A 19219-nucleotide genomic window follows, 5' to 3' on the forward strand; every position below is an offset into this window, starting at 1 on the left:
GCAAGCAGACAGTGTGGCGTCTGCTTGCTTGCTTCCTTCGGCATTACAACGTTATCGTATGCTCATATTTTTCCTTCAGGTTTCGTATATCCGTCTTGGGTGGCGCTCCAAACATCCGGGCATATTCACGGCTGAATTGCGACGGACTCTCGTACCCGACGCGAAAGGCCACATCGGCCGCTCCGGCCGACTCGGACAGCAACAGCCTTCGCGCCTCCTGCAGACGCATTTCCTTCAAGTATTGCAAGGGGCTCATACCCGTGACTTCTTTGAAATGACGGTGAAACGACGACACGCTCATATTGGCAAGCTCGGCCAGTTCATCGACCCGCAGCGGGTCGGCATAGTGGCGAACGATATGTTCAATCGCTTCCCGGATATGGTACGTACTGCTGCCTTCCAAAGCAATTTGTGCCAGCCGGCTTCCATATGGACCCTGCAGCAGGCGATACAGAATTTCCCTGATCATCATGGGGGAGAGAAACGGGATATCTTGGGGACGATCGAGCAAACGCGCCAGCCGCAGTACCGAATCCAGCAAATCGCGTTCCATTTGTCCGACGAAAAGGGCGCGTTTCGAATTTTCCTTGGCCACGGGCTGTAATCCCGACTCGTTCAGCACTTCCAGGATCTGGTCAGGCTTGAAGTCAAGCCTGAAGGTTAAATATGGCTCCTCCGGTGAAGCATTAATGATCTGCCCAACGACGGGCAAGTTCATGGAAGCAATCAAATAATCGGAGGGCGTGTATATATAACGCTCCTGTGCCAGCAATATTTCTTTCGAACCGCTCGCGATGAAGCAAAAACTGGTTCGATAAACGCCATAATGCGGCTCGGTTGTCTTGGAATAACGGATGAAATGCAAGGTCGGGAGCTTGGTCTGATTCGCTCCTTCATGCGCACATTGTCTGGCGATCAGTTCAGCCAGCTCACGTCGCTGCGCCTGTAGTTCCTCCATCATGGCATACCTCCTGAGTTACGGATCAGATCTATTATAAGCTTCCTTCGCATCGGATATAAATAGAGATGAGAGGAATAGGCAAGAAGTTGCGACGAATGGATAACATTCATCAGCAGTGCTCAGGCATAATGAAAACAGGCATTATACACCTGACATCAACCAATAAGGAGGATTCATCGATGGAATATGTAAAGCTGGGCAATACCGGTCTGGATGTATCGCGCATATGTCTGGGCTGCATGGGATTCGGAGATCCGGATCGCTGGATCCACAAGTGGGTGCTTACAGAGGAAAACAGCCGTCCAATCATCAAGCAAGCGTTGGAAATGGGCATCAACTTTTTTGATACGGCCAATGTTTACTCGCTCGGAGCCAGTGAGGAAATCGTCGGACGGGCGCTGAACGATTATGCCAACCGGGACGAAGTCGTGATCGCGACCAAGGTGCATGGGCGAATGCATCAAGGACCTAACGGCGGCGGATTATCGCGCAAAGCCATCATGAGCGAAATAGACAAGAGCTTGAAACGGCTGGGCACGGACTATGTCGATTTATACCAGATTCACCGTTGGGACTACGATACGCCGATCGAGGAAACGATGGAAGCCATGCACGATGTCGTGAAGGCAGGCAAAGCCAGATATATCGGGGCTTCGGCGATGTACGCATTCCAGTTTCTGAAAGCATTGAACGTTGCGGAACGTAACGGCTGGACCCGGTTCGTCTCCATGCAGAATCACCTCAATTTGCTCTATCGTGAGGAAGAGCGAGAGATGATGCCACTGTGCAGAGAGGAAAAGATTGGCGTGATTCCATACAGTCCACTCGCTTCGGGACGGCTTACGCGTGATCCGGAAGCGACGACGCTGCGTTCGGAAACGGATCAGATCCAGAAGTCCAAATACGATGCGATGGCAAATACCGATCGCGTGATCGTGGAACGTGTGGCCGAGATCGCATCCAATCGCGGCGTTTCTCGTTCCCAGATCGCCATGGCCTGGTTGCTGCAAAAAGAGCCCGTGACGGCGCCGATCGTGGGCGCAACCAAAGCGTCGCATCTGAAAGAAGCCGAAGCGGCGCTGACCGTCAAGCTGACTGCGGACGAGGTCGCTTTCCTTGAAGAACCTTACGTGCCTCATCCCGTCGTTGGACCGAATGCAGGAAAATAAATACATCGCATATGCAAAAGCGGATGAATGGTCGCCAAAAACCGTCATCCGCTTTTTTGGTGTGTCAATAGGAACGGCGGCAAACCGAGGTTCCTAGTTCAGTACGCCGCTGCCAATAATATCTACCGAAACCTCGGGTTGAAACCGAACGTTGGCATAAGCATCGTTCCAGTCGAGGCTCTTCCATAATGCAGGATGGTGGGCGATCAGCTGCCTGCCAATGCCGAACGCGTCGCAGCCGCCCTGCTGAAGCTTCTGGATGATCTGCCTCGCATCTTGTGTCATTTGCTCGGAGAGCTCCCGGTTCAGTCGTTGGATCGTATTCTGCTGCTGCACGTGGTCGTCCGCATATTCCACGACGGTTACCGGCAGCTTCAGTTTCAGACTGACGTTAATGCGGCCTTCCTGATCGACGCCCACTTTCAGCTTTCGTTTGATCCGTTGTGTATTCGCTTCATAGGTCACGTAATTTCGGGGATCATTGTCCGGACCTGAATTCACCTTTTTGACAAAGCGAGCAGTTTTGTTCCACTTTCCGCTTAATAGCACGTATAATACGGACTGCTCGGTATCCAGGCTGCCCGTGAATTTTTGATCATGGAACATGGCAATGCCCTGTGCCGCGATATCCTCGCCCTCCAATGCCAGATAAGGCAGGACGAAATCCTGACCGGGATCGAGCATGGGCGGCAATAACTTTTCCAGCGTCATCTCCGGAAATACGCATAAATCCTCCAGGCTCTTGATTTTCTGGATGATAAACTCCCCGACCATCAGGTTGCCCACCTTTTTTTGCTCAAGGACCTTTCCGGCCAGGCCGTCCACGATCGCCAATTTTACATGGGACGTGGGGTAATCCGGCTCGCGATAGAGGACATCCAGATATGGATAAATATCATGCTGGGCCAATTTCTTGCCATACATGATCAGGCCGTATTTAAAAAAGCGAACATCTCCCGTAACTTTGGTACGAATTCGGTCCGTGCTCTGACGAACCGATCTTCCCGCCGCTGAATGGACCTCGTTGTCGCTGTTTCCTTGATTGCCTTCAAAGTCATTCACGATTTCCAATGTCTGTTGGATTTCGCCTTGGTCGGTAAGATCATAGGCCGAAGCATTTGCCAGCCGGGCGTCCTTCAAGCTGTCCTGATCCCAGCACCCGCTCAGGAGCACAGCCAAGGAGAAAAAGAAGAGCCCGATTCTTTTTTTCTTCATGGCTTGGTTTCCTCTTTTCTGTTAAACATATAGGACAGCAGCAATAAGAGCAGAGGCAGGGCGACAAGGAAAAAATAAGCGGAATTGTTCGCGATACTGCCGATCAAATCCAAATGCTGCTGCTGCTGCGGCAAGTAGGCAATCACGCAAGAAGCGACGACGATGTAAGGTACGGACTTCCGGTGATTCTTCTGTTTGAGTAAATAGCTGAGTCCATAAGAAGCCGCATAATAGTAACCGCTGATTGAACCGAAGATCGAGATGAGCCAAATCGGGAGAAACAAGTAATCGACCCGGTCCATCGTTCCCAGCGGGATGGAGCGGAGCAAATATACGATAGGTTCCGGCATCAGGCCAAGCTGCTCCGGGCTGAATGCCGTCGAGCAGATCAGAACGGTAAAGCCATACAACAGCACAACGACGGCATTGGCTGCAGCGATGGCTTTCAGCTTGCCGACGTTATTTCCTTGTACCATGGGAAAGACGACGAGAATGAACTCGAAACCGAACATGGCCATGAGCGTTTCGGTAGATCCGCTGATAATTTTAGGCCATCCCGCTTCCGTCAAGGGAAGAAGGTACAGCAGGTTGGTTTCCTTGATGCCATAGCTGATCAGAACCATCATGGGGACGATCAGGAACGAGATCAGCACGAGAACCCGAGCGATGACGCGCAGATTTTGCCGGATCAGATAGATGCTGCCTAACATGAAAAGAGCCAGTATGGCCCATCGCGGGGTATTCTGAAACATCCAGCGGTTGATGACGTCCTGCGCATTTACGAGCACCGAAGTACCCATTAACAAATAATAGGCAATGTACGCGACAACCAGCAGTTTCCCGATCCAGCGTCCGGTAATCCGGCTCGTGATCTCATAGATGGAGGAACCGGGGAATCGGCGCAGCAGAAACCAGCACATGAGCATGATCAACTGGATTAGCAGGCCGCCAAGGATCACGGAGATCCAGCCGCCCCCCTTGGACAGCAGGTGCATCCGATAGGGGAGGGAAAGAATATCCACGCCGATTTCGAATTTGATGATCAGAAAAAACAATTGTCCCGGTGTTATGCTCGTTTCTTTATTCACGACGCTTCCAGCTCCTAGGGAAGTCTTGTTGCTTCAGCTTTTGGGCTTGCGTGCCATGCGGCCTCCCCCGAAGCGCCCAAATCGGGAAACGAATCATGACGTCTTTCATGTCGGCCAGGCGAAAAGGGGCGAGCGGCGCGAAATAGGGCGTGCCGAACGTTTCCAGTTTGCACAGATGAATCGTAAGGATAACCAAGCCAAACGAGATGCCAATATATCCGAAAATGGCTGCAGCCACCATCATGGGGAAGCGAAGGATGCGCACGGCGGAGCTCATTTCATGGGACGGAATCAGGAAAGACGAAATCGCCGTCAGCGAAACCACGATAATCATCGTATAGGAGACCAGACCGGCACGAACGATGGCATCCCCGATGACCAAACCGCCTACAATGCCGATCGTTTGCCCGACGCGGCTGGGCAGCCGCACACCGGCTTCCCGCAGCACTTCAAAAATCAGTTCAAGCAGCATCGCTTCCACCAAGGCGGGGAAAGGAATGTTTTGAAGCGATTTTTTGATCGTGTGGGCAAGCTCCAGCGGCAATATGGCCCAATGAAAGGTAATGGTGGCGATGTACACCGCAGGCAGGGTAAACGCGATCATGAAGCTGACCATGCGAATGAACCTGAGAAATGAACTGATCAGCCAGCGTCCATGGTAATCGTCCGGGCTTTGGTAGAAGGCAAAGAACGTGACCGGAGCGATCAGCGCCGATGGACTGCCGTCCGCAATGATGGCTACGCGCCCTTCCATAAGATGGGCCACGACCCGGTCCGGACGTTCCGTGCTGAGCTGCTGCGGAAACAAAGAATACGGGTTGTCTTCCATGAATTCCTGTATGAATCCCGGCGGCATGACCATATCCGAGTCAATGGATTGGATACGGTGCTGCACTTTTTCTACAAGTTCAGGGTTGGCCAGATCCTGAACGTATACCACCGCAACCTTGGTACGGGTTTTGGAACCGACCGTATGGTAGCGAACGATCAGGGAAGGGCTGGTAAGCTGTTTGCGTACCAAATTCAGATTGACTTGCAAAGGTTCAACGAATCCGTTATGAGGTCCACGAATGACACCTTCATTCTCTGGCTCCGCCGTGCTGCGGGCATACCATTTTTCGGAGCTGAGGATGTAGAATTCGCAAATTCCGTCTAAAATGAAGGCGCAGTTTCCCTGAATGAGAGCTTCGACGGCGGTTTGCAGATCGTTATCCTTGCTGCTGCCGAGCGTTGTGAACATGTTATGGGAATGCGAATCATTCGAGGAATCGTACAAGTCGCCCAAAATATGGGTCTGAACCACTTCCTGATCGACCAACGAGTCGATATACAGGAGCATGCCTGGCGTGTCATGAAGCACAACGGCGTGTTTGACCAGATCATCGGTGTGAAAGAGCTGCTGTTCAATGAAAGCAACGTTGTCGGCTAATGCTGCAACAGCGAAATGTGGTTTGTTCATGGGATACCTCTCGCGCTGGAAGATAGAAGTAATGTGTGCCGAATCAGGTGCAATTATCCAAATGGTTAGCCATCTACGCAATATCGATTTCAACCCGTCATTGCATTAGACATATAACCGCTTACGCTGTTATTCGCCGTTGAATGGGGAAATCGAGCAAATTAAAAAGCCGGGAAGCAGTTTCCCGGCCTTTTCGGTGTTCGACTATACATCATTCATCATATCAAAGGAGCGAAAAATCGCCACAGAGTCCAACATCGCTTGCTTGTGATTGGCATAATTGATCTGGTAAATACAAGAATACAACGCATTAAGCGCATATTCGAGCGCGATTTGCGAAGAGAAGGTGCCGATCTTGGCGTGATGCACTTCATCATTCGGTACCTGAATGCATATCGTGCTAAGCCGAGCCAGCTCGCTTTGGATGGACGCAGTAATCGTGACCGTCGGCATGCGGATATGACGGAAATGTCGTACAGCCTTCAGGAAGATCGGGGATTTGTTGTGATACGTCAAAAAAATGGCGCAATCCTCAGAAGTCATGTTCACCATATGATAAGCCCAGTCCGAAACTTCGGTCGCAATGACGACGTACTGGTTGATTTTGTACATTCTGTTCTGAAAGCTCTTGGCTCGAATCAGTGAGTCGCCCAGCGCAAAAATCAGAATCCGCTTCGCCTTGTGTAACAAGAGGGCTGACCGATTCAACAATTCGCCATCCAGCATGGCAAAGGTTCTGTCGATCGTTTCCTTCATCAATTCCGCGATATCCTTGGAGATCTGAATCGGTGATTCGTACAGTTGGAAAGGCATATTGGCATCTATGCTGTTGATTTGATGGAGATTGTCCTGCAATTCGCGAGCCAGTTTGATTTTGAATTCCTTGAATCCCGTTAATCCCAATTTCTGCGTAAGCCGAACGACGGTGGAATGCGAGGTGAAGGTGGCTTGGGCGAGCTCCTGCACGCTTAACGAAAGGCAGCTCTCCTGATGCCGCAAAATATAAGACGCAATGCTTTGTTCATTAACCGTAAAATCGTTCATTTGCTTCAATTGATGCAGCAATTTCATTGGCGTTCACCCCAGAATATTGTATCAGAGCCGGGACGGCAAGTATAGAAATGCACAATTTGTGCATAGAATCGGGCGATGCAGGTATACATCATGAACATTTATACCATTTTGAACGAGACATATACTGTAACGCCATCCTTTTATCTATAATCAAAGAACAACACGCCAAAAAGGGGATATTGGATCATGTTAACTATCGGATATATCGGAAACGGAAAAAGCACCAATCGCTATCATTTGCCGTTTGTCCTGACACGGGACCATATGAAAGTCAAAACCATCTACTCCCGCCACCCGGAGAAAAGTGAATGGGAACGAATTCCAGGCATCGAGTATACGGACCAGCTTGAACGCATGATGAGCGATCCGGACATCCGGTTAATCGTAGTGTGCACGCATACGGATACGCATTACGATTACGCAAAAATGGCGTTGGACCACGGCAAGCACGTGTTGGTCGAAAAACCGTTCATGATGACGCATGAAGAGGCTGTGTCCATTTTCAATTACGCGCGGGAGAAGAACCTGCTGGTTCAATGTTATCAGAATCGCCGATACGATTCGGATTTTCTGACTGCGCAAAAGGTGCTGCAGAGCGGAAAGCTGGGGGAATTGCTGGAAGTGGAAATGCACTTCGATTATTTCCGGCCAGAGATCCCGGAATCGACCACGCATTTTTCCTATCTATCCAGTTATCTGTATGGCCATGGCTGCCACACCATTGATCAGGTTGTGTCCTGGTTCGGAAAACCCGAACGCGTTCATTGCGACGTGAGACAATTGCTCGGACAGGGGAGGATGAATGATTATTTTGATCTGGACCTGTACTACGGCGCACTGAAGGTGTCGATCAAATCGAGTTTTTTCCGGCTGAAGGAGCGGCCGAGCTTTGTGCTTTACGGCAAAAAGGGCGTTTTCGTCAAACAAACCAAGGATCGGCAAGAAGAGCATTTGAAGCTGTTTTATCTACCCGAAGGACATGACGACTTCGGTGTGGATCTGCCTGAACATTATGGAACGCTGACCTATGTGGATGAGGAAGGTGTTTATCATGAGGAGAAAGTGGTATCTGAGCGCGGGGATTATGGACGAGTGTATGAGGACCTCTATAATGCCATTTTTTATGGCTCTCCCAAAATGATCCGCGACGAGGAAACGCTCTGGAACATGGAAATGCTGGAGGCCGCCATCCAAGGATGCAAGTAGATATGAGGACGTTTCTGCGATAAAAAAATGGACAATCGGTCAATGCGTCGCCGAAATATGGACGGGAGGAACCACCATGAAACCACGAATCACGGTGCTCACTTTGGGTGTGGATGATTTGGAAAGATCGCTTGCATTTTACCGCGATGGGCTTGGATTTCCGACAGAAGGTATTGTAGGGCAGCAGTTTGAGCACGGTGCAGTTGCCTTTTTTGATTTGCAGCCAGGGTTGAGATTGGCCGTTTGGAGCCGAAAAGATATTGCTCATGACACGGGTCTTCCGCTAACGCCTTCAAGTCCGGTCACGTTTACGATCGGGCACAACGTGGGCAGCAAAGAAGAAGTGGACCAGGCGATGGAGCAGGCGCGGAAAGCTGGAGCAAGCATTGCGGTGGAGGCGCATGACACGTTCTGGGGCGGATATTCAGGTTATTTCCAGGACCCTGACGGTCATCTGTGGGAGATTGTCTGGAATCCGCAGTGGGAAGCTGAAGCATAAATAACATAAACATATAACGGGGATGCAAGCGTGAGTTAAAGCAGCATGAGCATGGAACAGAGAGCAAGCCGTCAATGCATGAAGTCGCGTGCCTGTTCGTTTATTCCAGACTATGGTAGAGTTAGTCATGGAGTATAGACAGGCATATGATATAAGAAGGAGCAGGGCAAGCATGAGTATGACCGAAAAAGAGAAAGCGGCTCAAGGATGGCTGTACGACAACAATAACGATCCCCAGTTGGTTGCGGAACGTTTGCAGGCGAAAGAACTGTGTTATGACTATAATCATCTCCGTCCAGGCATGTTGGAGGAGCGGGAAAGTATAATTCGCCGGCTTTTTGCCAAGACCGGGGACAAATTTTTGATCGAGCAGCCCTTCGTATGCGATCAAGGATACAACATCGAAATCGGCGAAAACTTCTATTGCAACCATAATGCCGTCATGCTTGACGCAGGTAAAATCACGTTTGGCGACAATGTGTTCGTTGCACCGAACTGCGGTTTTTACACGGCAGGACACCCGATTGACGTCGAGCAGCGCAATCGAGGACTTGAAATCGCTTTGCCCATCGCCATAGGAAACAACGTGTGGATCGGCGGTGGCGTTTCCATTCTGCCTGGCGTCACCATCGGCGACAACACCGTGATCGGAGCGGGAAGCGTGGTCACCAAAAATATTCCTTCAGGGGTTATTGCCGCAGGTAATCCGTGCCGGGTCATCCGGGAAATTACGGAAGAGGACAAACATAAATACCCGAAAAGGTAAAGCAACGAAAATCCCATCGTTCATACGACTGCATATCGCAGGAAGCCGCCGCCGTAAGGCGGCTTTCTTTTTTTCTGCGTTCCTTAGACCCAAAAAGGTGGGCGATATTCCGTCATTGGAATTGGCGAGCGAATGTTTAGAAAATGTTTATTCCCCATCGTTATACTTAAAGAATCATCGTGATCTCGGGATGGGCAACATGCTCCCTGCTGTACACGATTCACAGAAGTATGGACGTTTTGGAGGTACTTACGGATGAAGACAGCAATCATATAGGATGAGAAAGGGGAAATACTCTTTTCGATTGGAAGACAGATCATATCAGGCAATAGTTTACTTCACTTAGTACAACTCAAATTATAAATGCGGCATGAGCAGATAATGGGGGCATCGGAAAAATGGATATGGAAGAATACATGAGTCGTCGACTGAAAAAACAAAAACAATTGTTTGAGCAGCTGGGCATAAGCATGGACGCCCAACAAGTTCACGAAATAAAATTCAAATACACGGTCCGCGGATATGATCCGAAAACCGTCGACCAATTCCTTGATCAGGTTGTCAAAGATTACGAGCGTTTTTATGCGCATATCGTGGACATGATGGAACAGCAGCACGACTACGAACATCAGATTCGTCGTTTGAAGGAACATGCAGAACCGGAATGGAACCGGAATTTCACCCAGCGCAAACATCTGGAAGGCGTCATTAAACAACTCGAATACAGCGTTCGCGAATTGAACAGGATACATCATTCGTGATTTCGGAGCACCCTTGAAAGGGTGTTTTTTTAATTTCTGTCTACGCGCTTCGCTTCTCGAGATTGCTGATGCCTCTCCGTTAACGTGTGTATCTTTTTTCCGGTTTATATAGTTCAACTTAAATAATGGGTTCTCGGGTTATTGTAAACCTGATATTAAATTAATGGTTTACAAATATAATCGACCAAACTATAATTCAATGCATTAGACGTCGACGCTAAAATTTGGTTCATATGGTGGAGGTACTGCATTTGAAAACGAAAGAACTGGTATACGCCGCATTATTCGCTGCATTCATTGCCGTATTGGGCTTGATCCCGCCCATCCCGCTTGGATTCATCCCCGTGCCGATTACCGCGCAGACACTTGGCGTCATGTTGGCAGGCTGCTTTTTGGGGAAACGTATGGCAGCCATCAGCCTGGTGTTGTTTATTCTGCTGATTGCGATCGGCCTGCCGGTGCTCCCGAGTGGACGCGGCGGAATGGCGGTGCTGGTGGGCCCTTCCGCAGGATTCATTTTCAGTTGGCCCATTGCTGCGTTCTGCATTGGCTGGGCATCCGAGAACGTCTGGCCCAAACTGAAAACATGGAAACTCGTGGTCATCAATATTATATTCGGCGTCATCCTGGTCAGCCTGATCGGTGCGCCTGTCATGGCTCTTATTACCAATACGCCCGTTTGGGCTGGAATCGTGAGCTCGGCTTCGTATCTTCCGGGGGATCTGATCAAGGCGGTCATTGCTTCTGTCATCGTCGTGCAGCTTAAAGCGATCAGCCCGATCGAAGAGAAGATCCACCATTCCTGACATGGAGCCATACTGCGGTTCTAGGATCGAGCGACCAGTATGAATGAAAGGGGATACGAAATGAATCTGGCGGAGCCCATTCTGAATCGCGCAACCCGGTATCCCGATCGTATAGCCATTCGCCACGGAAGCGGACAACTTACGTATTCGCAACTTACCGAGCGAGTCGGAAGAATTGCTGCCGGATTGGGGCAACACTGCGCCCCGCAAGACATGATTGCCATCCTGTCCGCCAATCGGGTAGAATTTGCGGAAGTGTTCCTCGGCGCAGTGCAGGCAGGATGTGTGCCGGTTCTGCTGGATACCGGTTGGACGACGAATCAACTGGAGGGCGTCATTGCAAGCTGCAAGCCCAAGGTCATTTTTGGCGAGGGAGCGAGGTTGGAAGAATTCCGGACCCGGCATGACGGCATTCTCTGCTTTACGTTCGAAGACAAGGAACAAACAGGCACTTATGAACCGTGGCTAGCTTCGCATCCTCCTACGTCATGTGTGGACGCGTCCAACGAGTTGTTGTTCGTGGGCTTCACTTCAGGCACAACGGGAGTGCCTAAAGGGTACATGCGTACGCACCTTTCTTGGCTGCGCAGTTTCGATGCCACGGAAGAAGCCTTTCGGCTTGAGTCGATGGAGCATGTGCTGGCCCCGGGACCGTTCGTGCATTCCTTGTCCCTGTTTGCATTGGTGCAGTCTTTGTACAGCGGTGCGACCTTTTATGTCATGGAGAGATTTGTCGCGCAAAACGTCATGGAGCTCTGTTCCGACGTACGTGGCATGGTCTTGTTTGTCGTGCCTGCCATGATCGATGCTTTGTTGCAGCATGCTTCCGCAGTTGAGCATTCCGGCTCGATTCAGGCGCTGATCAGTTCGGGTGGTCAATGGCTGGAACGGTCGAAGGAGCGGTGCCGGGAAGTGTTTGCCGGTACGGCTTTATACGAGTATTACGGTTCTTCGGAAGCGAGTTATATCAGTTACATGGATGTCCTTCGGGAGAAGCGCCCCGGATCGCTGGGGAGACCGTTCAAGGGCGTAGAAATCTCGATCCGGAACGATCGTTTTCTGGAAGTGCCCGCGGGCACCGCGGGCGAACTTTTCCTCCGAAGCCCGATGATGTTCAAAGCCTATCATCAGCTGCCGGAAGAAACGGCAGGGGCGTTCAGGGAAGGCTGGCTCAGAACGGGGGATTACATGTATGTCGATCAGGACGGTTATCTTTATTTGGCAGGACGGGTGCAGAACATGATCAAAACCGGCGGATTGAAGGTGTTTCCGGAGGAAGTGGAGGCCGTCCTGCAGCGGATTCCTTCCATTCGGGAGGTGATGGTCTTCGGCAAACCGGACGAGCGTTGGGGAGAGCGGGTTACGGCGATGATCCAGTGGCATGCAGAGGTGCCGGAATGGAGTTTGGACGAAATAAAGCAGGTTTGCAAGCAATACGGCCTGGCAGCATACAAAATCCCGAAAGCGCTGGTGACGGTGAGAAGGTTTGCCTATACGAGCAGTGGCAAGATTGCCCGCCAGCTTATGAAAGAACAAGCGTGTTCGAATAAGGGATAGACTCAGATTAAGGATGAAAGAAAGGAGACGATGCCGTTTATGCTGACCTTGGATCAGGTTCATTTTTATTATCGCAAAGGACAGGACGTTCTGCACGATATCAGCCTGTCTGTCCCCAAAGGCGAATTCGCCGCCATCATCGGTGGAAACGGTTCGGGCAAGTCAACCCTCGCCAAGTTGATGAAGGGGCTGCTGCAGCCGAAGAAAGGCGAGATCCGATTTGATGATTGGTGTACTTCCAAGCCGGAAGAGGCGGCAAAGATCCATCAACATATCGGCATGGTCTTCCAGAATCCGGATGATCAATTCATTACGACGACGGTAACGGACGAGATTGTGTTCGGCATGGAAAACATTCGCCTGTCCCGGGCTGAGATGCATGTCCGCTTACATCAGGTGTTGAAAGAGGTCGGACTCGAGCGGGAAGCGGAGATGAGCCCGCATCAATTGTCGGGCGGGCAGAAGCAGCGCGTGGCCATTGCGGCCATACTGGCCATGCAGCCGGACGTCATCGTTCTGGATGAAGCGACATCGATGCTTGATCCGGAAGGAAGACGGCAGATTATGTGCATTTTGCAAGAGCTGCATCTTCGCGGCGTCACCGTCATTCATATCACGCATCATATGGATGAAGTGCTCTATGCGGAGCGCGTGATATGGTTGAATGCCGGACGGATGGCATTCGATGGAACGCCTGCGGCGTTCTTTGAAACGCAGCCGTTGAACGAATACGGATTGGAGCAGCCGTTCGCAGCCAGACTGCGAATGGCGTTGGCAGGTTCCGTCGGGGAGAAGCCGCTTACGCCGAACTGGAAGGAGTGGATTCGGGAACGATGGCATACGAGCTAAACCGGGTTAGCGTCCATTTTGCGGAGCGGACGGCATTGCGCAACGTGACGTGCACTTTGCGGGAAGGACGCTGGATCTCGATCGTCGGCCGCAGCGGCGCGGGTAAATCGACGTTTGCCCATGTATTGAAAGGACTCGTCATCCCCGATGAAGGAGAGTATCGCATCGATGAGCGGCGAATTTTCGGAGACGGCAAAGGAAGGGATGGCGTGATTCATGATGTGGGCATCGTTTTTCAGGTGCCTGAACATCAGTTGTTCGAAACTACCGTCGCCAGAGAGCTGGCTTTTGCGCCGCGAATGCAAGGATGGGGCTCACAGCGGATCGCGGAGGCCATCGACCGCGTTTTGCCGCAAGTCGGACTGTCTAAAGAACTGTTGGATCTTGCGCCATTCCAGCTAAGCGGCGGCCAGAGAAGGCGTGTGGCACTGGCTTCCGTGCTGCTGATGGACCCGGCACTGCTTATTCTCGACGAACCGACGTCGGGACTGGATCCGGCGGCCCGTATGGAAGTGCTGCATATGCTGCGTGAATGGCAGCGGGCGGGGCAGCGCACGATCGTATTTATTTCGCATCGGATGGAAGACGTTGCGGAGTATTCGGATGAGGTCATGGTATTTCATGACGGCCAATTGTTGGAGCATTGCGACGTACATACGTTGTTTTTGCAAAAAGGCGCTGTGATGGATCAGGCTGGCCTGCCGCTGCCGGAAGCCGTGCAGCTGCTGCATCTCGTCGAGGAGTTGTCCGGCCGGTCCGTGGATACGGGCAGCTGCAGGGAAACCGACATTCTGGAACAAGTGTCGGCGGTATGGCAAGCGAGGAGCCCGTATGCAAAATAATATTCTGTTCGGACAGTTCATGGCCAAAGAATCGCTGATGCACAGGCTTGATCCGCGCACGAAGCTGGTTAGTCTTATGATGATCATGTTCGGTTTGCTTAGGGTCGCGACATTATTGGGATTTGCTCTGGCTACCGTTTTGGTGCTGGTTTGCGTCCTCTTGTCGCGCATTCCGCTGCCTGTATATGTGAAGACGCTGAAGCCGGTCTGGTTTATATTAACATTTACGCTTTTATATAATGCCTTCTTCACCCATGGAGATCACGTCATCTGGACCTGGTCGGTCATTACGTTAACTGTGGATGGCATCGAAGCGGGAATAACCGTTGTGTGGCGCATTGCGTTGATGATTATGCTGGCATCCGTCTTAACGTTAACGACCAAACCGCTAACCCTTGCCCAAGGCTTGGAAAAGCTGATGTCGCCGCTTTCGCGTTTGCGCGTGCCCGTGGAGCAGGTTTCGCTGATGATTACCATCGCGATTCGTTTTATCCCGACGATTCTGGAGGAGATGGACCGCATCTTGCTTGCCCAGAAGGCCAGGGGTTACGATATCGCCGCCATGCCCCTGCCGAGACGGTTGTTTGCTTATATTCCAGTCGTGGTCCCGCTGTTCATGACGACGATTCAACGGGCGGAACAACTCACGTTGGCCATTGAGGCCAGAGCTTATGGGGATGGCAGGGGGAGAAGTTCTTATCGGCAATTAAAGCTGGCCAAGGCCGATTATTGGATCGGCGGAAGCGCAATGGCCATTGCGTTATGGATGATATGGGGAGGTTAGCGACGGATGGATTGGAATACGCGTATCACGGACATGCTTCGCATCCGGTATCCGATCATTCAAGGCGGGCTTGCCTACTTGGGGTACTCCGAGCTTGCCGCGGCCGTATCAAACGCGGGCGGGTTGGGGCAAATTACAGCCATGAGCCTGCCGGATGCCGAGACGCTTCGCCGCGAAATTCGCCGGGCGCGGACGTTGACGGACAAGCCGTTCGGCGTCAATCTCGCGCTCGGCATGCATCGCGCCGATATGGAAGCACGGCTTGCGGCCATTATTGAAGAGCAGGTTCCGGTCGTAAGCATAACGGGAGGCAATCCTGCTGAAATGCTGCGAGCATTGGAACGCGAAAGCATTCATACCCTTGTGCTGGTGTCCTCCCGCAGACAAGCGCAAAAGGCGGAACAGCTCGGCGCATCGGCGGTCATGGCGGTTGGTCACGAAGGCGGCGGCCATCTTGGGCGCGACGGCGTGGGAACGATGGTCTTGGTTCCCAGCATCGCGGATACGATACGGATTCCCGTCATTGCCGCAGGCGGAATCGGTGATGGACGCGGCTGGATGGCTGCGCTGGCTCTTGGTGCCGAAGGGATCGTCATGGGCACGAGGTTTGTGGCGACGAAGGAATGCGCGGCTGCATCGGCCTCTTACAAGCAGGCTTTAGTGAACCGTTCGGAGGCGGACACGACCGTGATCAAAGCATCCATCGGTCAGCCGGGAAGGGTGCTGCGAAACGCTGCCGCCGAGAGAATCCTTGCCGCAGAACAGAGAGGGGACGGCATCGAGCAGCTTATGCCGCTCATTAGCGGTGACGTTAACAGGCGCTGGATTCATGACGGATCGGAAGGAGAGGGCTTCGGCTGGTCCGGCCAAGTGGCAGGTCTCATTCAGGATGTGCCTTCCGTATCCGAACTGATGGAGCGTATGGTTCACGAAGCGGAGTGCATCCGGAATAAGTGGGGCGGTAGGCGCGAACATTGACATTCAAGGACATCCATTATACTGTATGGGAGCCAGCTTTCTTTTCTCTATGAAGGTGAATATTGATTTTTGGAGGCATAACCATGAACCAGCGTTTTCGGATCACGCGCACGATGCAGGAAAACCATAATGACCCGGCGATTTCGCTTGAAGAATGCAAAGGATATTTTGAATCCAAAGCCGATTTTGCCTATTCTTCGACTCTTGTCGTCAAAGGGCCTGAAAGCACGATGACCATTGAAGGGGACTTCTTCATGTGGAACCTAGGGGAGGCGGAAATTCCATTCCGTCTTTATGATGGAGACCTGTATGTTGCGGTCAGCAGCGAAGCCGTCGTTCCCAAAATGATCGAAATTGCAACCGATTTGCAAGCAGACATCGTTGAAGGATAAGTGCGTATAACGTAGGAAGTCGCCAGATGTGGCGGCTTTTTTTGTTGTCTTTGTCCGAGTTCGCTTCTGAACGAGTTGTGGAATACGTCGCTCTTGAAATTAGCAAACCGTGGTCCTCTATGGGCACTGTTCCAGAAATGGGTCGGCCGGTAATTACCGGTTGGCCCTTTTTGCGTGGTGAGACGAGGATGGGGACGTGAGAGCGTCTTTCATCAAATATTAGTTGACAACGTCCACAAAACGATCTACATTATTTGTTGACATAGTCCACAAAAAAGGGGATTGACGATGTATCCGACTGATCCGATCGTTGCGGATATCCGCAAATTCAACCGTTTCTATACAAGCATCCTTGGGCTGCTGGACAAACATATATTGACTTCCAAGTACTCTTTTACTGAAGCGCGAGTCATTCTGGAGATCGGTTTTATGGGACAATGCATTGCGAACAGTCTGGTCGAGAAGCTGGATATTGATCGCAGCTATATGAGCAGAATTATTGCCAAACTGGGCAAGGAAGGACTCATCAGGAAAGAAAATTCGGAGTCGGACAGCAGAACAAGCCTGATTTCGTTGACAGATAAGGGTCTTGAGGTGTTTTCCCAATTGGATCAAAAATCGGATGAGCAAATCCACCGTTTATTCAAAAACTTGTCGGAAAAGGATATTCGAGAGATCCATGCGTCCATGGTGTTGATTCAACAAAAATTAGAAATTTCGGAAGGTGCAGGCAATGATACGTTTTGACAATGATTATGCGGAGGGTGCGCATGGGCGGATTCTGGAGCGCATCGTTCAAACCAATGAAGAGCAGACTCCGGGATACAGCACGGATATCTATTGCGAAAGGGCAAGAGGCCTGATCCGAAAAGCATGTCATGCAGAGCAGGCAGACGTGCACTTTTTGGTTGGCGGAACGCAGACGAACACGACGGTGATTTCTTCGATATTGCGCCCCCATCAAGGGGCAGTGGCCGCTGTGTCCGGGCATATCGCAACATTGGAAACCGGGGCAATCGAGGCGACAGGCCATAAGGTGCTTACCCTTCCCAGCGACGATGGAAAACTGAGAGCCGAGCAAATCCGGGAATTACATATGACCCATTGGAACAGCGGCAACCGGGAGCACATGGTTCAACCTGGTTTGGTTTATATATCGCACCCGACCGAGTATGGCACAACGTACAGCCTGAGCGAATTGGAAGCACTGAGCCGTGCGTGCAGGGAATGCGGACTTCCCCTCTTTATGGATGGTGCCAGATTGGGGTATGGACTGGTTTCCGAAGGCAGTGATCTTGAGTTGGCGGATATTGCCCGACTGTGTGACGTCTTTTATATCGGAGGAACGAAACTAGGGGCGTTGTTCGGGGAAGCTGTCGTGATCGTCAACGATGACCTCAAGCAGGGATTCAGATATCAGATCAAGCAGCGTGGAGGACTGCTGGCCAAAGGCAGACTGCTTGGCATTCAGTTCGAAACGATGTTTGAGGACGGGCTCTATTATGACGTATCCCGCCATGCGGTACGGATGGCAACGGACATTCGAAACGCATTTGTGTTGAACGGATTCGGGATGCGCTATAACTCCGGAACGAATCAACTATTTCCGATTTTGCCGAACAACGTATTTGAAACGTTAAGCCAAACCTATTCTTTCTCCGTCTGGGAAAAACTTGGCGACACGCACACGGTCGTCCGGATCTGTACAAGCTGGGCAACCAAAAAGGAACATGTGGACATGCTGACCGATGACATTCACAGAATACAGCTTGCATCCGCCCATCTTAGCTATACATCAGCGTGAGATTGCAGCTGTGAGTGAGTTGCGAATAGTTTGCTTCAGACTATATATGATTCTGCAAGAGCCGCCTTTGGGCGGCTTTTATCGTATTTATGGGAATGAAAAGCAGGTATACTTCATTTAATTCATACTAATTTGGTCAGAATGATTGATATTATAGAGGTTTACCGTTATACTTCATGTAATACGTTAATCATCAGTGAGTAACAATAAGAAAGAAAACCTACATATAAGGGGGGGAACATGTGGCTCCAGAGTTATACGAATTGGAATTGGAGTACGAGCTCTTGAAACAACTTCGGGATGCGATTGCTCCTGTCGGTGCAAGCACGCTCGTGCATACGTTGGGAAAAAGATACGGCCTGAGCCAGGCTACCATCGGAAGACGGCTTATGGAAATGGATGTCGAGGGGTACACGGTGCTTGAAGGGCGAAAAGGCCGTGTATTGACCGAAGCGGGCCTGGAACGACTGAAGACGACGGAACGGGAATTGCAGCAGAAAAACGTGAACTCGCGCCTGATTCAGACGCTGAACCATTCGGGCGAAAAAGCGCTGCTCGACATTCTCGTCGCCCGAAGGGCGCTGGAACGGGAGATTGCTTCGCTGGCTGCGGAACGTGCCACGAAAGAGTACATCCATCTGCTCGAACAATCCATCGAGGCACAGAACCGGCAATTGGCGCAGAACGTTATTCCTTATGAGGAAGATCGGGAATTCCACCGGCTGCTGGCTTATGCGGCCCAGAACCAGTTCTTGCTCCATGCCGTCGAATTGGTATGGGACACGAGCAGGGACTTTCTGGAGACCGCGTATATCCGGCGTACGGTCGGGAGCGAATTAGTGGTCGATCACCGTCAGATTCTGGATGCCATTATATCGCGTTCTCCGGAAGATGCCGAAGCCGCGATGGTCAATCACATCAACCAGATGATCGAGGACGTCAAACGTTACTTTTCCATGAAAAACCAGTCGCTTAGCATCGAGAAAGCGCGTTGAAAAGGAGATGAACT

At 51.2% G+C, this 19219-nt stretch carries 20 protein-coding genes; 15 read left to right on the forward strand and 5 right to left on the reverse strand.

Going from position 1 to position 19219, the window contains the following annotated elements; all coding sequences use genetic code 11:
* Positions 1–43: 43 nt before the first annotated feature.
* Positions 44–961, reverse strand: a complete 918-nt coding sequence (locus SNR34_RS13610; protein ID WP_486182139.1) for an AraC family transcriptional regulator — start codon at positions 959–961, stop codon at positions 44–46.
* Between the two features lie 179 nt (positions 962–1140).
* On the opposite strand from SNR34_RS13610, the gene SNR34_RS13615 reads away from it, so the two are divergent.
* Positions 1141–2130 (forward strand): aldo/keto reductase, encoded by a 990-nt coding sequence (locus tag SNR34_RS13615; protein ID WP_339277962.1) that lies wholly within the window; start codon positions 1141–1143, stop codon positions 2128–2130.
* Between the two features lie 93 nt (positions 2131–2223).
* Here the strand turns inward: SNR34_RS13615 and SNR34_RS13620 are convergent, their stop codons facing one another.
* From SNR34_RS13620 to SNR34_RS13635, 4 genes are all read right to left on the reverse strand, one after another.
* Positions 2224–3345: a Ger(x)C family spore germination protein gene (locus SNR34_RS13620; RefSeq protein ID WP_486182140.1), complete on the reverse strand. Its 1122-nt coding sequence runs from the start codon at positions 3343–3345 to the stop codon at positions 2224–2226.
* Positions 3342–4433: a GerAB/ArcD/ProY family transporter gene (locus tag SNR34_RS13625; protein WP_486182141.1), complete on the reverse strand. Its 1092-nt coding sequence runs from the start codon at positions 4431–4433 to the stop codon at positions 3342–3344. Before SNR34_RS13625 ends, SNR34_RS13620 begins: the two co-directional genes overlap by 4 nt.
* On the reverse strand, positions 4426–5892 hold the full coding sequence (locus SNR34_RS13630; RefSeq protein WP_486182142.1) for a spore germination protein: 1467 nt from the start codon (positions 5890–5892) through the stop codon (positions 4426–4428). Before SNR34_RS13630 ends, SNR34_RS13625 begins: the two co-directional genes overlap by 8 nt.
* A gap of 204 nt (positions 5893–6096) precedes the next feature.
* On the reverse strand, positions 6097–6963 hold the full coding sequence (locus SNR34_RS13635) for a MurR/RpiR family transcriptional regulator (protein ID WP_486182143.1): 867 nt from the start codon (positions 6961–6963) through the stop codon (positions 6097–6099).
* Positions 6964–7152: 189 nt separating this feature from the next.
* Here SNR34_RS13635 and SNR34_RS13640 point away from each other — a divergent pair, with 189 nt between their 5' ends.
* From SNR34_RS13640 to SNR34_RS13705, 14 genes are all read left to right on the forward strand, one after another.
* On the forward strand, positions 7153–8172 hold the full coding sequence (locus SNR34_RS13640; RefSeq protein WP_339277967.1) for a Gfo/Idh/MocA family oxidoreductase: 1020 nt from the start codon (positions 7153–7155) through the stop codon (positions 8170–8172).
* A 76-nt stretch (positions 8173–8248) separates the two neighbouring features.
* Entirely contained in the window at positions 8249–8671 is a 423-nt protein-coding gene (locus tag SNR34_RS13645; RefSeq protein ID WP_236416912.1) for a VOC family protein, read from the forward strand.
* Positions 8672–8849: 178 nt separating this feature from the next.
* On the forward strand, positions 8850–9437 hold the full coding sequence (locus tag SNR34_RS13650; RefSeq protein WP_339278385.1) for a sugar O-acetyltransferase: 588 nt from the start codon (positions 8850–8852) through the stop codon (positions 9435–9437).
* 398 nt (positions 9438–9835) lie between these two features.
* Positions 9836–10198: a DivIVA domain-containing protein gene (locus SNR34_RS13655; RefSeq protein WP_236416913.1), complete on the forward strand. Its 363-nt coding sequence runs from the start codon at positions 9836–9838 to the stop codon at positions 10196–10198.
* A 251-nt stretch (positions 10199–10449) separates the two neighbouring features.
* Positions 10450–11004 (forward strand): biotin transporter BioY, encoded by a 555-nt coding sequence (locus tag SNR34_RS13660; protein WP_236416914.1) that lies wholly within the window; start codon positions 10450–10452, stop codon positions 11002–11004.
* Positions 11005–11064: 60 nt separating this feature from the next.
* Positions 11065–12561, forward strand: a complete 1497-nt coding sequence (locus tag SNR34_RS13665; RefSeq protein WP_486182144.1) for a class I adenylate-forming enzyme family protein — start codon at positions 11065–11067, stop codon at positions 12559–12561.
* A 39-nt stretch (positions 12562–12600) separates the two neighbouring features.
* Positions 12601–13410: an energy-coupling factor transporter ATPase gene (locus SNR34_RS13670; protein WP_486182145.1), complete on the forward strand. Its 810-nt coding sequence runs from the start codon at positions 12601–12603 to the stop codon at positions 13408–13410.
* Entirely contained in the window at positions 13395–14252 is an 858-nt protein-coding gene (locus tag SNR34_RS13675; protein ID WP_343260803.1) for an ATP-binding cassette domain-containing protein, read from the forward strand. Before SNR34_RS13670 ends, SNR34_RS13675 begins: the two co-directional genes overlap by 16 nt.
* Entirely contained in the window at positions 14242–15036 is a 795-nt protein-coding gene (locus SNR34_RS13680) for an energy-coupling factor transporter transmembrane component T family protein (protein ID WP_343260802.1), read from the forward strand. Before SNR34_RS13675 ends, SNR34_RS13680 begins: the two co-directional genes overlap by 11 nt.
* Before the next feature lie 6 nt (positions 15037–15042).
* Positions 15043–16014, forward strand: a complete 972-nt coding sequence (locus SNR34_RS13685) for an NAD(P)H-dependent flavin oxidoreductase (protein WP_486182146.1) — start codon at positions 15043–15045, stop codon at positions 16012–16014.
* A gap of 83 nt (positions 16015–16097) precedes the next feature.
* Positions 16098–16406 (forward strand): hypothetical protein, encoded by a 309-nt coding sequence (locus tag SNR34_RS13690; protein ID WP_236416920.1) that lies wholly within the window; start codon positions 16098–16100, stop codon positions 16404–16406.
* Between the two features lie 288 nt (positions 16407–16694).
* Positions 16695–17153, forward strand: coding sequence for a MarR family winged helix-turn-helix transcriptional regulator (locus tag SNR34_RS13695; protein WP_236416921.1), 459 nt, complete (start codon positions 16695–16697; stop codon positions 17151–17153).
* Positions 17140–18210, forward strand: coding sequence for a threonine aldolase family protein (locus SNR34_RS13700; protein ID WP_343260800.1), 1071 nt, complete (start codon positions 17140–17142; stop codon positions 18208–18210). Before SNR34_RS13695 ends, SNR34_RS13700 begins: the two co-directional genes overlap by 14 nt.
* A 242-nt stretch (positions 18211–18452) precedes the next feature.
* Positions 18453–19205, forward strand: a complete 753-nt coding sequence (locus tag SNR34_RS13705) for an FCD domain-containing protein (RefSeq protein WP_236416923.1) — start codon at positions 18453–18455, stop codon at positions 19203–19205.
* Positions 19206–19219: the final 14 nt, after the last annotated feature.

Source organism: Paenibacillus sp. XP01 (assembly GCF_057364885.1).

Coding starts and splice junctions, on each gene's coding strand:
- SNR34_RS13610 (WP_486182139.1), bottom strand. CDS start 961: ATGATGGAGGAACTACAGGCGCAGCGACGTGAGCTGGCTGAACTGATC.
- SNR34_RS13615 (WP_339277962.1), top strand. CDS start 1,141: ATGGAATATGTAAAGCTGGGCAATACCGGTCTGGATGTATCGCGCATA.
- SNR34_RS13620 (WP_486182140.1), bottom strand. CDS start 3,345: ATGAAGAAAAAAAGAATCGGGCTCTTCTTTTTCTCCTTGGCTGTGCTC.
- SNR34_RS13630 (WP_486182142.1), bottom strand. CDS start 5,892: ATGAACAAACCACATTTCGCTGTTGCAGCATTAGCCGACAACGTTGCT.
- SNR34_RS13635 (WP_486182143.1), bottom strand. CDS start 6,963: ATGAAATTGCTGCATCAATTGAAGCAAATGAACGATTTTACGGTTAAT.
- SNR34_RS13640 (WP_339277967.1), top strand. CDS start 7,153: ATGTTAACTATCGGATATATCGGAAACGGAAAAAGCACCAATCGCTAT.
- SNR34_RS13645 (WP_236416912.1), top strand. CDS start 8,249: ATGAAACCACGAATCACGGTGCTCACTTTGGGTGTGGATGATTTGGAA.
- SNR34_RS13650 (WP_339278385.1), top strand. CDS start 8,850: ATGACCGAAAAAGAGAAAGCGGCTCAAGGATGGCTGTACGACAACAAT.
- SNR34_RS13655 (WP_236416913.1), top strand. CDS start 9,836: ATGGATATGGAAGAATACATGAGTCGTCGACTGAAAAAACAAAAACAA.
- SNR34_RS13665 (WP_486182144.1), top strand. CDS start 11,065: ATGAATCTGGCGGAGCCCATTCTGAATCGCGCAACCCGGTATCCCGAT.
- SNR34_RS13670 (WP_486182145.1), top strand. CDS start 12,601: ATGCTGACCTTGGATCAGGTTCATTTTTATTATCGCAAAGGACAGGAC.
- SNR34_RS13675 (WP_343260803.1), top strand. CDS start 13,395: ATGGCATACGAGCTAAACCGGGTTAGCGTCCATTTTGCGGAGCGGACG.
- SNR34_RS13680 (WP_343260802.1), top strand. CDS start 14,242: ATGCAAAATAATATTCTGTTCGGACAGTTCATGGCCAAAGAATCGCTG.
- SNR34_RS13685 (WP_486182146.1), top strand. CDS start 15,043: ATGGATTGGAATACGCGTATCACGGACATGCTTCGCATCCGGTATCCG.
- SNR34_RS13690 (WP_236416920.1), top strand. CDS start 16,098: ATGAACCAGCGTTTTCGGATCACGCGCACGATGCAGGAAAACCATAAT.
- SNR34_RS13695 (WP_236416921.1), top strand. CDS start 16,695: ATGTATCCGACTGATCCGATCGTTGCGGATATCCGCAAATTCAACCGT.
- SNR34_RS13700 (WP_343260800.1), top strand. CDS start 17,140: ATGATACGTTTTGACAATGATTATGCGGAGGGTGCGCATGGGCGGATT.